The sequence below is a fragment of the Pseudoalteromonas sp. HM-SA03 genome, assembly GCF_002289345.1.
Lineage (GTDB): Bacteria > Pseudomonadota > Gammaproteobacteria > Enterobacterales > Alteromonadaceae > Pseudoalteromonas.
In genome coordinates this window covers 1-13261 of record NZ_NSDG01000012.1, presented here as the reverse complement: position 1 = coordinate 13261, position 13261 = coordinate 1, and the positions used below count along the sequence as shown (strand labels likewise).

12 protein-coding genes are annotated in these 13261 nt (G+C 41.1%); 6 read left to right on the top strand and 6 right to left on the bottom strand.

From position 1 onward, the window contains the following. Positions 1-1194: 1194 nt before the first annotated feature. The gene (locus CKO50_RS01970) at positions 1195-2088 is read left to right on the top strand and encodes a S9 family peptidase (RefSeq protein ID WP_095726786.1); all 894 of its coding nucleotides are present in this window, start codon (positions 1195-1197) and stop codon (positions 2086-2088) included. A gap of 211 nt (positions 2089-2299) precedes the next feature. On the opposite strand, the gene CKO50_RS01965 is transcribed toward CKO50_RS01970, so the two are convergent. The 5 genes from CKO50_RS01965 to CKO50_RS01935 form a co-directional block, all read right to left on the bottom strand. Next, positions 2300-2611 carry a cupin gene (locus tag CKO50_RS01965; RefSeq protein ID WP_095726785.1) on the bottom strand — a complete coding sequence of 104 codons (312 nt, stop codon included), beginning with the start codon at positions 2609-2611 and terminating at the stop codon, positions 2300-2302. Between the two features lie 394 nt (positions 2612-3005). Then, positions 3006-4190: an alpha/beta hydrolase-fold protein gene (locus CKO50_RS01955; RefSeq protein ID WP_095726784.1), complete on the bottom strand. Its 1185-nt coding sequence runs from the start codon at positions 4188-4190 to the stop codon at positions 3006-3008. An 896-nt stretch (positions 4191-5086) separates the two neighbouring features. Next, positions 5087-5455 carry a VOC family protein gene (locus CKO50_RS01945; RefSeq protein WP_095726782.1) on the bottom strand — a complete coding sequence of 123 codons (369 nt, stop codon included), beginning with the start codon at positions 5453-5455 and terminating at the stop codon, positions 5087-5089. 129 nt (positions 5456-5584) lie between these two features. Then, positions 5585-6397 (bottom strand): response regulator transcription factor, encoded by an 813-nt coding sequence (locus CKO50_RS01940; RefSeq protein WP_095726781.1) that lies wholly within the window; start codon positions 6395-6397, stop codon positions 5585-5587. A 120-nt stretch (positions 6398-6517) separates the two neighbouring features. Beyond that, a complete protein-coding gene (locus CKO50_RS01935) occupies positions 6518-7390 on the bottom strand; it encodes a trypsin-like serine protease (protein ID WP_095726780.1) in 873 nt (290 codons plus the stop codon). 400 nt (positions 7391-7790) lie between these two features. Here CKO50_RS01935 and CKO50_RS01930 point away from each other — a divergent pair, with 400 nt between their 5' ends. The 4 genes from CKO50_RS01930 (at position 7791) to CKO50_RS01915 (ending at position 11554) form a co-directional block, all read left to right on the top strand. Continuing rightward, entirely contained in the window at positions 7791-8285 is a 495-nt protein-coding gene (locus tag CKO50_RS01930; protein ID WP_095726779.1) for a hypothetical protein, read from the top strand. Between the two features lie 216 nt (positions 8286-8501). Beyond that, positions 8502-9920 (top strand): MFS transporter, encoded by a 1419-nt coding sequence (locus CKO50_RS01925; protein WP_095726778.1) that lies wholly within the window; start codon positions 8502-8504, stop codon positions 9918-9920. 243 nt (positions 9921-10163) lie between these two features. Then, positions 10164-10994 (top strand): alpha/beta fold hydrolase, encoded by an 831-nt coding sequence (locus CKO50_RS01920; protein WP_095726777.1) that lies wholly within the window; start codon positions 10164-10166, stop codon positions 10992-10994. Between the two features lie 350 nt (positions 10995-11344). After that, positions 11345-11554, top strand: a complete 210-nt coding sequence (locus tag CKO50_RS01915; RefSeq protein WP_010603820.1) for a cold-shock protein — start codon at positions 11345-11347, stop codon at positions 11552-11554. Between the two features lie 248 nt (positions 11555-11802). On the opposite strand, the gene CKO50_RS01910 is transcribed toward CKO50_RS01915, so the two are convergent. Further along, positions 11803-12246 (bottom strand): hypothetical protein, encoded by a 444-nt coding sequence (locus CKO50_RS01910; RefSeq protein WP_095726776.1) that lies wholly within the window; start codon positions 12244-12246, stop codon positions 11803-11805. A 180-nt stretch (positions 12247-12426) separates the two neighbouring features. On the opposite strand from CKO50_RS01910, the gene CKO50_RS01905 reads away from it, so the two are divergent. Then, on the top strand, positions 12427-12768 hold the full coding sequence (locus CKO50_RS01905; protein ID WP_095726775.1) for a zinc ribbon domain-containing protein YjdM: 342 nt from the start codon (positions 12427-12429) through the stop codon (positions 12766-12768). Positions 12769-13261: the final 493 nt, after the last annotated feature.

Genomic DNA, 13261 nt, shown 5'->3' with positions numbered 1-13261 from the left:
GAAAACGTCGCCCCAGCATCACACTTAATCCTCAAATCCTAAGCCGATATAGTGCAACCGTCTTGTAAGGCTCGTCCATGATGCCAGACAAGACTTAGCCGACATCCTGTCGGCACATTGCATATCGGTTTATGCTTTTCGGGTGTGATGGAGGGGAAATCGCGCTGTCTGTTAGTTCTGGTTTTATCTCCTGAAGCAGCTAAGTCGCTTACAAGCACCACAAGAATTTATCAGCGCCTTGTGTCTCTCTCATCACACCCGAAAGTAAAGTGCCAATGAGTCATTTCAACGCATGGATGCGTGAAAAGCGGTGATAGGGCCAAGGATGGCCCTTACACANAGACAAGACTTAGCCGACATCCTGTCGGCACATTGCATATCGGTTTATGCTTTTCGGGTGTGATGGAGGGGGAATAAGGTGCTTGTAAGAGCTTCTACGATTTTTACGATTAAGCTGCTTGCAAGCATTGCAAAAACTATCAGCGTAGCCTCCTAATTCGCAGTGCAGATAGCTTTGTGGGAGGCAAAATAAGTGACACTCATCACAATTAGCAAACGGCGAAACCCACTCTGTATCCCGAGGAACAGACACGCTCAAAGCCGGCGATTGCCGAGTGTTTCTACTTGGCGATATCCACGACACCCGCTGTTTAACAGATAACTTCGTTTAATATCGTCTAACCAGTTGTGACTTTAAAGAAGAGAAACGCTCAGGACGGATGATCCAGTATTTGAGTGAGGTGTAGTGGTTTGCAAAAATTCAAGGCGATAGTGGGTTTAATTGTCGTCGCTGACATCTAATCATGCCGTTTTGAAGGGAGTTATGGCTGCTAAGAGCGAATTTGAGACTGTCGGCGCTCTTCTTGGGAGAGTCTTCGATGCTGCATAGCAGGTGTTCAACTAACTCATTTATGCTACAAAATCCGTTAACATAAATGAACTAAGGGTCAGATTTGAGCAATGAACGGGCATTCAAAATATCCCTTCGTGTAGTTCACTTAGGCATGGGCTTACATTTTCAAAAAACGACCAATTTCAGACGGGTTTTCAATAGATGGTCAGTATAACTAATTAGTGGTTCTATTGAGTAATCTAGTCGAAAGTGAGAATGTTAACATTATGAAATTATTGGTTTTTATGTTGGCGAAAACCTTGCTGTCTCAAGGTTTCTTTAATTTCATTATGGATTAAAAAATGAGAAACCTCGGATATTTTTTGTTTTTACTAATTTTTGCGTCAGGTTGTACTACAAACAATAGAGACCAAAGTCACACTCTCAACGAAGAAAAACACCAATCAAATGACGTTACTATTGTAGAAGAGGTCGTTTTTGAAAGCGAAGGTGTAAAATTATCAGGGAGCATGTATATACCTAAAGATGCACGAGCAGCAGTAGTACTAGTGCACGGCTCTGATCCTGTCCCACGAATGACTAAGTTAGCACAGTCACTGGCTAAGAATGACTTGCTAGTTTTGACGTATGACAAGCGTGGAGTTGGTGAATCTGGTGGCGTTTACGTAGGGCCTCAGGTGGGAACCAATAATATAAGTGTTGATAATTTAACTTTGCTTGCGAAAGATGCAAGTGCTGCGGTAGATGTGGTTCATGGCTATGACAAAGAGTTATCGATTGGACTAATTGGCGCGAGTCAGGCTGGCTGGATTATTCCAGTTGCCGCACTCAATAATCAATCAGTAGAGTTTATGGTTCTCTTCAGTAGCCCTACAATCACAACTCTGGAACAACTTAGATTTCAGTTTTATACAAATGGTAGAGAAGACTTTTGGGAAACTCATACTGATGAAGAATCGCGTGAACATACGTTAAATGATCCTGACAGATATGATTTTAAAGCAACGGACCCGAAAATTTCTTTGAATTCTTTATCGATACCTGGGCTCTGGCTCTTCGGAGAGCAGGACATACAGATCCCAGTCAAAATGTGTATCGAGCAACTGAATAGGATGAAAGCTAAGGGCAAGCCTTTTGAATATGTATTATTTCCATCGCTGGGCCACAATACTAATAAAGCAGAGCCTCTAGATATTGCGATACAATGGATAAAGCAAAATAATTTTTCCCACTAATTCGCAATTGTTGTTTTGCTGATGTTGATCAAATAGAAGAGCGTAGTTAACTAATGGCTCAAATGTGACGAAGCGGCTATGCTGAGCGTCACTGAGCTCTCTTGCTGCTAGGTCGACTTTATGAGCACCCTAAATGAATCTCCGCTTCTGACAGTTCAAGTTTAGACTTATCCCGTTTAATGGGTCTCGGTGTTTAACACCGATCCTAACCCTATACGCTGCCTTTGGATTCTATGACCAAAATTCTCGCCTCGCCACGAGGATGAGCAACATGCTCGGTGCCAATTGAAGCATAAAAAATATCACCAGTTTGCAAGAGGGCTGATTGTTCAACGCCATTCTCTTTATAAAACATTTCAACCGCGCCATCTAACACGACAAAGACTTCTTCACCGTCATTAACATGCCACTTATAAGGCTGATCAGTCCAATGCAGGCGGGTTGTAATACCATTCATATTGGCGATGTCTTTTGCGCCCCAAGCGCGTTGTGCTGTGAATGTTTTGCTTCTAATTATTTCCATGATGCTTCCAGGTTTTGGGTAGTTAACACTCTAAAAATCCCTGCCTATTTCTAGATTCATAATGTACAAACGATAAAGTTATTTTATCCAGTCGATGGTTTTGGATGTCATCGTTTTTCAATCAATGGCAAGTAATGACTTCGAGTACGATTGCGCCTAACTTCACAACTTATGGCCCTGTGGCTCACTTTTAGCCTTTTCCTAAAACCCTCGCGTAAGTAGTCCTCAATTTGGTATCTTTGCCCTTCGAGCAACTGCGTGTAACTCATGGTATCAACTCTTGTTTTTTGGCGATTACAGAGTACCACCAGCAGGCAGTTGATCTTTTCTCACCGTTTAACCACGAGTGGTGCCCTTATTATCTGAATTCGGAGCTCATTAACTATCAACATCTTCAATTTAAATGCTCTTTTATTTCCTTAATTTTTTCTTCTGCATCTTTATTTTCCGGGCTCAGTTCTCTAGATTTTATATATGCATCTAGAGCTAATTTATACTGTTTTCTAAACAAATATGCTTCACCTAGACTATCCCATGCATTAGAAGATTCTGGGTAATACTCAGTATTTAACCTGAAAAAATCAATTGCGACCTGACTATCGGTAGGAAACTGGTTGTCATACAACCTGTTGTAACCAAAGAAATTCACTAGGCTCTCTCTGGGCTTGAGGGTTACTCCTAATTTCTCTGAAATTATATTAAAGTGCTCCTGCAGTTCCACTGCTGGTCTAAATCTGATTGCGTCATCGACCATATAACCACTAAAAATATTTTTCAATCCCAAGTAAAAACTCATTATTGGCATTGTATGGTGGTTTTGATCAGTACCAAAAGTTTTGGAATGAACGGTTAATCCTTTAATTGGTGAAGCCTCTAATTTATGGATAAATTCACGGACATAATTTTCTTTAGGATAAAGCGAGGGCACGCGTTCAGATGTTGAAACAAAAAGCTGCCGTTTGTTAAGCTCCTTTTTCGAAAATTCTGTGTAACGTTTAAGCATTATTTGATTATCCCACCAAAGACTCGGATCAATAGCTATATATCCATTAAAGAATTCCGGCGTTTGGTAAAGCGAGTGAATGACAGTTAAACCGGTAAATGAATAGCCTGCTAGAATTTTGTAGTCAGCGGTTCGGTAATCTTGCTCTATTTGGGGTACTAGTTCCATTTGAATAAACTTTAAAAAATTATCAGCACCTCCAGTCGTTTCTTGCGACTTTGAGACACTTCCACCCCATTGAATAAGTGATTTAGTAGGCGAACTATCATGACCACGGTTCTGACTCACAATCCCAACAAGTATCATTTCAGGAATTTCAGGGCTAGCATCAGAGCTCATTTGTTTTGCAATACCTGAAAAAGCATGGAAAAAGCTATTTAAATTTGCATCAGTGAAATACAAAACTGGATATTTTTTATATCCCTTTGCTTTATAAGAAGTAGGTAAAGATACCCAATATTCCCTACTTTCATTCAGGACTTTTGATTCTATTTCGTGCCTTTTACCAATAACAATGTCTTCCGCAAATGCACTTAGCGAAATTAGTGCGCAAAGGAAAAATAGTAGCTTTCTCATTGTCACAACTTACTCCTTTGATGATGAATACGCCAAATCGTACTTAACGCCCGTAGCTTGTTAGCATCCCGCACCTTGTAGAGCATGTTGTATAAAAGGCCACTTTTTAACGGGGTATGCCTCACGATCTTTTTTGTAAGGACTGCGAGATTTCGCTTTAATTTTGCATATTCGTTGGCTATGCTGCCATAAAACCATTCGCCAGCTATGGCCAATAAATGGTTCATTTCCTTTTCGAATTTTTCCAGGCATGAAGCATAAGATTCTTCGAGTACTATGGGCGTCCTGCTCATGTGATGAGTTTCCTTTGTGATGCTAACTATCTTCATCTAAGAGTGATTCGGTCGCTTTCTTACCGTTAACCACCTTGAACTTCTACTTAAGGAATTTTTATCATACTGGATAACTTATTGCTACAAAAAGCTTTCTGCCTTTAAAGATTAGGTTGCTTGAGGATAAAAGCGATCGGATTGTTCATTTTCCTAACTGAAAAATATGTGACACCGATCACTATTAGCATTAAAGCTGACAAATTGAAGTAAAAAAAGTATGAAAACACTTCAATCACTTTGATCAAAAACGTTTATCGGTAGGCTAATTTTTAGCGCTCAGCGTATCTATTCACTAAAACTGGGTTATCGCGCACAACAACGCGCTGCAAATACAACAGTAAGATACTCTAGAGTTGAGAATGTGAGTTTTGCTAAGCCAACAAGCGCTCGCAGTTTGTTAGATTCGTCCGCCGTCGTTTTTGCAGTGTTTCACAGTAAAGCTACTAAAACGATGAAAAGTCGTACTAGTGTGTTTTCCTTTTTCCTGCGCAGATTGCGCGATAGGTGTTATCCAGCGGCTGTTTATATAAGCAAGATAACCCCAGCGTATTCAATTTATCGTATTCATTTCGGTGTGTGCAGACCTAACCGATTGCCTTCTGTATCTAAAAATAACGCGAAGAAACCGCTTTCGTCTGCATGTGGGGTTTTGGGGGTCAGTATTTTCCCACCGCTTTCTTCTACTTTTGATAGCACCAGCTGTAAGTCTTCACCCGCGTTTAAATACAGAGTGACGCCAGTGCAGGAAGGAGTGTAACCTTCACCTTGAACAATCACACCTACGGTAGATTGCCCTTCGTACGGGAAGAGTGCCATTGTCATTTCAGGCATATCTATGGTTTCAATGGAGACCGCAAAAATACGGCTGTAGAAATTTACGGCGCGGGTTAAGTCGGTTGCTGGAATTTCAAAAATTGATGCGAAGCTGTGCATGTTATCATCCTTATTTTCTATGTGTGTCGGCTAGCTATTGGTGACTAGGCTGGACTCGTTTAAGGTTCAACGAGTTCGACTTTAAGATAGCGTGGGGAGACAACAATTAATTGTAAAAAAGCGACAGGACTATTTATAGAAAAGCCGTGAAAGCGTCATGCCTTCGTCATCGAGAAACGCTCGCGGGTTTACCCCTGTGAGTGCTTTAAAGTCCTTAATAAAGTGAGACTGATCATAATAATTGCTTTTGTACGCGATGTTGGTGAGATTGTCTTCACGATTTATGAGGAGTGTTAAAGCGCTTTGCAAGCGTACAAGTTTACTTAAATGTTTTGGACTAATACCGACAAGGTCTAAAAACTTCCGCTCTAGTTGGCGCCTTTTATTGGGATTTGATTTGGTGATTGCATTAACCGATATATCGCCATTTTGTGCAAAGATAATGTCTACCGTTGTTTTTACAATGTGCTCAATTGTCTGCGGGTCGCTGAGCTTGTGAAGAAGAAAGGCCTCTAAAGTCTCAATCCTTTGGCTTGTGGTTCGCGCTTGAATGATATCGCCTTCAAGCTTTGCGGCCTCATCGGGTTTAAATAGTTCGTAAATCGATGTTTCTTGATTTTTTAAGCTCTTTATCGGTTTCGAAATAAAGTGGGAAAAGGCATAAGGAAAGAAGCTGGCTGCAAAGGTATGAACGTATCCTGTTGGTTGAATATAAAAAGGTGAAAGGGTTTGGCCAAGTACCATTGCGCGCGGTTGCAGTATGTATTCATGTTCTGATGTATAGCGCTTAATATCATCGCCCAATATAAAGGCCAGCTCAATGCAGCCGTCGGGGACAATGCGTTGCTTTGCGGCATTGTTATCTTCAGTAATCTCCAGTGTCCAAAAGCAATTGATAAATGAAGATAAATTTTCACTAGGTAAAAATTTTCTGTAATCCATAAAACCTCCGCATCTAGCTATGGACGGTTGAAATTTACAGCAAATAAAAACTAATCTAGATTAGACGGTGGTAAATTTAGCAACTGTTTTATGGTCTGCTTTTTAGACGCGCTTTACCTGCTACAGGCCTTTATTGATATGCTTATTTATCCAATCTTGGTAATAAGATACACGTGTTAATACTGCGGTTGAACCGTATTTTCCTAAAGTATAACTTTCCAAATCGCCTTCAATTTCTCTCCATGCAGCTAATCCAACCAATATCGGTGTTGAGCCTTGATAAATGATTGCTGCGCCGCCGCTATCTCCTGAGCCTATAGTGCCTTCTAACGGTAGCGCATCGGCTCCTTGTTCGAAGGTAAATCTGAGCCAGTGGGCTTTTGCTTCTGTGATCACGTTGTTGTAAACATGCATTTGATAGTCGTCTTGAGTGAAAGCCCAATCTGAGAAAAATTTGGTGACTTGATACCATGCATAGGTAGTTAGGCTTGGTCCCTCAGAGTCGTGCTCTTCACCCGTTATCCCTGTTCCGATAGCGCCGCGACCAAACCCAGTTATTTCCATGCCTAACTCTTCATTTCCTTGATATATAGCAATGGGTTGAATGTGTGTCACAGGCTTACTTAAGCGAATTAATGCAATGTCTTTGGCGTTATTTAGCTGCTCCATAAGCGGTGTTGGGTCGCCTTCACTCCAATCACCTTCTACCTTTTTGTAATCCGGATGAATAATGATTTGTGCAATTTGATTTTCAACGCCATGTACCATGATAGGTTTGTCTTGGTAGTCATACATAAACGTATAAATGACGTGAGCTGGTGCCAACAACCAATGCTTATCGATTAACACCGATCCGCCTTGAAATGGCATATCAACATAAAACTGCGGGATGCTGTTAACCTTATACAAGTCAGGGTCAACATCATGCCTTTTGACAACCGCATAGTTCTGAAAAGAGGCAAACATGAGCAAAAAAATGGCAAGGTATTTCATCATTATTCCTTATTTATTATTATTATTTTCAAAGTGGCCAATAAATCATCATACTGAAACTTTCTTTTCAATGCATCAATAAATGTACCTGTTTTCGTACGACGCTCCCCCTCAAAAATATCTGCACGTTCACCAGATTAAAAGAAATAAAAACAAATGGTTATTGTCATGCTATGACGCCAAAAATGTTGCAAATTAGTTCGGAAACATGATTGATAAGAAGTGTGACTGGTGCAATCAAGTTTGTGAGGTAACAGTGTTAAGGTAAAGTTAATTTATGTGCTCATAGCATGTCAAACTTAAGATTTTTGTAATCAAGGGTGAGTTGTTGATTGAGGAAAGTCAGTAACTCGTTAACCTAGCGCTATACTATTTTTAATCAATTTAAAGGAGTAATGTTATGATAAGGACCGTATTTACACTCATTTTTTTCTTTTGGGCAACCAGTCTTAGCGCTCAAGAGTTGATCCTATCGAGGGTCATCAAGTTAAATGTCGACTCACCTATTATTATTTCGCATGTATCTGAAACGTTAGTGTTGACGTTTGAAGATAATAAGTTGCTTCACGAAACGTTAGATCCGAAAAGATTTATACCTGCTGTTGATTTATCTGGGCATGAACATCAATTTATACGGAGTTTGTTTGAGGTCGATTCAAGAATGAAATTGCCAGCTTGGCTCCAGGTACTTTCAGAAGAGGTCGCAAGCGCTTATAAAATACAGAATGTCCAACAAAAATCTATTCAAGAAATTACGATATTTAGTAATTACAACAAAGAGGAAACACACGGGATAGTGTTTGTTCTTGAAGCGCAAGTAATTCATAAAATAGAGGTTTTTGGACAACAATCACAGTTTCAAAATGTGATAAATAATATAGCGACAAGGTTCTAGGGATCTAATAATCAAAGTGCTGTGGCGGAGGTCCAATCCCTGCTGCTCAGCACATTAAGTTACAGGCAGTCGATTCGCTAAAACTATCTAAGGCTTTGCTGCTAATCCAGTTAATCCACTCAAGCTTAAAACCTAACCACACACTTGACCTCAAGTTCACTTGAAGTAGTACAGTTACCTCTTATTAGCATGGCGCAATGGTAGGAGTGGTAACTCATGTTAGAAGATACGGTAAATACAGAGGATCAAACTGCTCTGGGGGCCGGACAAAAGCGGGTGTTGTTCAGCTTGGCTGTGGTACTCATTTTGCCTACGCTTGGCATGAGCAGTATCAATGTCTTGTTGCCAACACTTGCTGAGGAGTTTGGTGTGGGGCAGGCATTGGTGAATTGGGTCGTTGTGGCATATTTACTTTCGCTTACCGCGTTTATTCTTGGTGCTGGCGCTGTTGGAGATAGCGTGGGCCGAAAAAGGGCGCTGCGCATTGGAATCAGCGTCTTTTGTGTGGGCTCCATTGCCGCTGGACTGAGCGTAAATCTTTGGATGCTGATTGCTGCTAGGCTGTTCCAAGGCATTGGCGCTGCGCTGTTATTATCTCAAGTATTTGCACTGACAAGCGTTGTGATGCCAAAGCGTAAAGTTGGACTTGCAATGGGGCTACTCGGCACTACCGCTGCGATTGGCACGGCTTTGGGGCCATTGCTAAGTGGCGCAATGCTAGAGTGGTTATCATGGCAGTTCACTTTTTGGTTGATGATATTGCTTGGTGGTGCAGCTTACTTTTTAATAGCAAGATTTCTGCCTGATGATGTCGCAAATCCACCTGAGCTACAGCGTTTTGATGTTATTGGAAGCGCGTGGCTGTCGACGTCATGCCTATTTTATGTGTTGGCTATGCCATCGAGTAGTTCGTTTAGTCTTGTCTTGCATAGCGTATTTTTCTTCTTTTCTGTGACTTTTATCTACTGTTTTGTACAAAGTCAAAAGCGTGCTCAATTTCCACTTGTGAGTTTGGCTTTTCTTAAACACAAGTTACGCAATACCTCGTTAATCGTGAGCTTTATTGTTGACGCTATCGCGATGTCAACATTAGTTGTCGGGCCCTTTTATCTCACTTATGCGTTAGGGCTGAGCCCGGTCACGGTTGGTCTTATTGTATCTATTGGACCTTGTACTGCTGCTGTCGCTGGTTATCCGTCAGGCGAGGTGGTTGATCATTTTGGTATCGCGTTTGCCATGTTTTTGGGCTTGCTGATGATCCTCATTGGGACAATTAGCTTTGCAATCTTACCTTCATTATTTGGACTTTATGGCTATGTTGTGGCGTTATTTGTGTTAACTCCCGGAAGGCAGTTGTTTCTAGCGGCTCACCATACCTTTGTGATGACGACAGTAGCCGAAAAAGAAAAGGGCATGGGATCAGGGCTCATTAATTTATGTAAAAACTTAGGGCTAATGACTGGAGCCTCATTACTTGGTGGTGTATTTAGCCTGTTGTTGCAGGTAAAGAGTGCGGCCTTGGCAAGCTCTGCACAACTTAATATGGCATTTTCACTGACCTTTTCACTCGCTGCACTGTTTATTTTGGGGGCGCTAATTGCCGTATTTGTGATTAGCCGAAAGCAAGCGTTTTAAAACTGGAATGCGTACCTCGAAAAATTTTTTCCTCCTTTTTTCAAACTTAAGGTTTTCTTAATTTTCGCTTTTTAAAGTTTTACATCAGAGCAAGAAAGGTGTGAAAACGATGGGTGAATAAAACTTGTAGAGTGTGTTGCTTTACTTTGTTTAAAAGAGAGGAAATGCAGCAAAAATGTCATTGGCTTATGGTGCATCTAGCTGCTAACTTTAGAGTCGAACTATAGATATCAAGGAAACGATATGTATCGCACGCTAACTTTATTGGGGTTTTTGTTTGTTAATAGTGCTTATGCACAGATTGCGCTTGAACGTGATATTCAAGAGCAGATCTTGGTTGCGAACAAAGTGTCTTTGCAGGTTTATCATGTTGCGGGCAATGAACCTGCCATTGTTTTTGAAAGTGGTTCTGCAGCGCCTGCAATTTATTGGACGTCAGTAATGATGGGTCTCGCGCAGAAAGTACCTAATGCGTTGGTAGCCTATAATCGCGAGGGGTATGGTAAAAGTGAGCTTAGCCGCAGAGCCTATAGTGTCGATACGGATAATCGTAATCTTCGTGAAGTGCTGAGGACGCTTGATATTCGGCCGCCATTTATTTATGTCGGTCATTCATACGCATACTATGTGATGCAAAACTACATTACCTATTATCCTGAGCAAGTTGCTGCTTTGTTGTATATTGACCCTGTGACGGTTTACTTCATTGATAAAACTCATGCCTTAGCACAGGATAAGCTAATTAAGCCCTTAACTACACTGCCAGAAAATACCTTCGGTGAAGCTCTACGCCGAGAAACTCAAGCGCTAAGTGAAACTGTTGCGAGTGTTCGGGCGCATCAAGCTCCTGATCATATTCCGTGTCGTGTCATCGTTGCCCAAAGGCCATTTGATCCTACTCAACGCGATGTTAAAGCGTGGCGAGAAGGACAAGAATCGTTGGCATCACATTGTGATTCTGAGCTAATTATTGCCAAGGGAAGTGACCACACTGTACCTATGAATGCCCCGCAAGTGATCGTGGAGCAAGTGGTGCAATTAATTCGAGAATTAGAGTCAAAAAAGCCCCAGTAGTCTTATGAATATTTTATTGCAATCTCTATTGTTTACGGGGGGTTAGGGGAATAATTTTTTTAAAAATAGGGTGTTGAAAAAAACGTCAAAAAAATATTGATATTTGTCATTAGCAAGTCATATTGATGATTAAAAATACATTGACTTAGGGCGGAATCCCTATATGATGTTCATAGACAGAATTTGAGTCAGTGTTTTAAAATCTCCATTACGTTGTTGTATAAGTGTTTGCTTGTAGTAGTACCGTCCTGAAGTTTTATCCACTCTACAAATTTAGGTCTATGCGCCCACATGGGCATAGCTCATCAATGCGCAGCATTGGTTTTTGTTTTTATATCAGGATTAGTATTATGTCTAACACTCTTACAGGTACCGTTAAGTGGTTTAACGAGTCTAAAGGTTTTGGTTTCATCGCTCAAGAAAATGGCCCTGACGTGTTCGCACACTTCAGCGCAATCAAAGGTGACGGTTTCCGTACACTTGCTGAAGGCGAGAGAGTTGAATTCACAGTAACTGACGGCCAGAAAGGTCCTCAAGCTGAGAACATCGTTAAGCTTTAATCGCTTAACTGATGAAGAAAAAGCAAGCTAAGGCTTGCTTTTTTTGTGTCTGTAATTTAATGGATATCAACTTATACTCATCCGCTTAATGAAGTGATCTATTTTGAGACGGGAAAATCTTGTCGATAATACCACTACCATATTCTGCTACTGCCAACGTATCCACGGTCATGTAGGCGATGCAAAAGTTTTGCTACTTATGCTCTAAATGAGAAATTTCTAATTCAGTTAGCATCAGATTTGCTCCCTCAAATTGGTATATTATTTCTGTGTGTCTTGGCGAGATTTTCAAGCGTAGTGATCGCCGAAGCATAAATCTCTCGTGAGGTTTTATTGAGCCCGCCGCTAGCTGCTGAAATTTCAAATGTACGCTTCATATCTCCAAGTAAATTGATCTTTTCGTGAGGGCTTTCATTCATTGATATCGGCGCACCGATAGCCATCATCTGGCCTGAATCAATAAACCCTCCTTCGAATAGCTCTCTGGATATAGCTCGTACTTCTGCCGCTGAAATGTTGTGAACGTTGTATTTAGAGGCAACATTTTGCCAATTATGTTCGGCATTGTTTGCGGTTGGGCTAATGGAGACTTGGGCATCTTTCTGTGCTGCTTCTGCCTCTTTTGGTTGATGCGGGCTATGGCTGCTATAAATTGTTGGTGAGCCAACCCCTTGAGTTTGACTAACAAGCATAGGTAATCCTTTATATGATGAAATGCAGATTAATAACTAAGCAATTGTCGTGCCGCAACATTTTAGGTAACTGGTCATAATTCAATAGCAAGCTGAATAAGAATTTAGGGGGACGCTATACTTACTTTTACAGTATCATATGTCCATGATACACAGTCTTAAAAAGTGATACGGTTAATTATGTCTTTACCTTTTTGCCCCAAGTGCAATTCTGAATATGTTTATCAAGACCAAAGTCAGCTAGTGTGCCCTGAATGTGCTTACGAATGGGATCCTAACGCGACTGCTACCGAGGACGACATTCAAGTAAAAGATGCCAATGGCACATTATTAGCAGATGGCGATAAAGTCACTGTGATTAAAGACCTTAAGATTAAAGGCAGCTCACAAGTCATTAAAATAGGCACCAAGGCTTCGGTAAGGCGAGTGCTAGATAAAAAAGACCATGAACTTGACTGTAAGGTTGATGGCGTTGGTGAAATGATGGTGACAGCGAAGTTTGTTAAGAAAGCAAATACTTAAGTGGATAAGTGTTCAGAAGTTATGGGGTTTTAAAGTTGCTCCAGTGGGCTGGGGGTAAATAATGATGAAAGAGTGATGAAACTGAGAAACGGAAACGGTGGAAACTGTGAGGTGGAAACGGTGACACCCACGGGAGGAACGGAAACGGTAGGGTCGGTGAAACGGTGACATATATGGACGCTCTGCTGCTGTCAAGTAATACTCATCCAACAATGTGAGGTGGAAACGGTGACACCCACGGGAGGAACGGAAACGGTGAAGAAGGAAACGGTGACATCCATCGCTTTTTTGACTTTAGAACATAGCTAGCAGAGTTTTATGGTGTGCAAACGATGTAATAAGGGGCACAGAATGCGTCTAGAAGCATGCTGATTTGGATCTTTTGGGTGCTATTTCACATCTAAGTCTGTTCGTCAGATATTACAACGCGCTGTAAATACAACAGTAAGAAATTCTAGAATTGAGAATGTGAGTTTTGCTAAGCCAACAAGCG

What these genes read in the sequence shown, in the direction of transcription:
- CKO50_RS01970 (WP_095726786.1), top strand. Translation starts at nt 1,195, where the DNA reads ATGAGAAACCTCGGATATTTTTTGTTTTTACTAATTTTTGCGTCAGGT.
- CKO50_RS01965 (WP_095726785.1), bottom strand. Translation starts at nt 2,611, where the DNA reads ATGGAAATAATTAGAAGCAAAACATTCACAGCACAACGCGCTTGGGGC.
- CKO50_RS01955 (WP_095726784.1), bottom strand. Translation starts at nt 4,190, where the DNA reads ATGAGAAAGCTACTATTTTTCCTTTGCGCACTAATTTCGCTAAGTGCA.
- CKO50_RS01945 (WP_095726782.1), bottom strand. Translation starts at nt 5,455, where the DNA reads ATGCACAGCTTCGCATCAATTTTTGAAATTCCAGCAACCGACTTAACC.
- CKO50_RS01940 (WP_095726781.1), bottom strand. Translation starts at nt 6,397, where the DNA reads ATGGATTACAGAAAATTTTTACCTAGTGAAAATTTATCTTCATTTATC.
- CKO50_RS01935 (WP_095726780.1), bottom strand. Translation starts at nt 7,390, where the DNA reads ATGAAATACCTTGCCATTTTTTTGCTCATGTTTGCCTCTTTTCAGAAC.
- CKO50_RS01930 (WP_095726779.1), top strand. Translation starts at nt 7,791, where the DNA reads ATGATAAGGACCGTATTTACACTCATTTTTTTCTTTTGGGCAACCAGT.
- CKO50_RS01925 (WP_095726778.1), top strand. Translation starts at nt 8,502, where the DNA reads ATGTTAGAAGATACGGTAAATACAGAGGATCAAACTGCTCTGGGGGCC.
- CKO50_RS01920 (WP_095726777.1), top strand. Translation starts at nt 10,164, where the DNA reads ATGTATCGCACGCTAACTTTATTGGGGTTTTTGTTTGTTAATAGTGCT.
- CKO50_RS01915 (WP_010603820.1), top strand. Translation starts at nt 11,345, where the DNA reads ATGTCTAACACTCTTACAGGTACCGTTAAGTGGTTTAACGAGTCTAAA.
- CKO50_RS01910 (WP_095726776.1), bottom strand. Translation starts at nt 12,246, where the DNA reads ATGCTTGTTAGTCAAACTCAAGGGGTTGGCTCACCAACAATTTATAGC.
- CKO50_RS01905 (WP_095726775.1), top strand. Translation starts at nt 12,427, where the DNA reads ATGTCTTTACCTTTTTGCCCCAAGTGCAATTCTGAATATGTTTATCAA.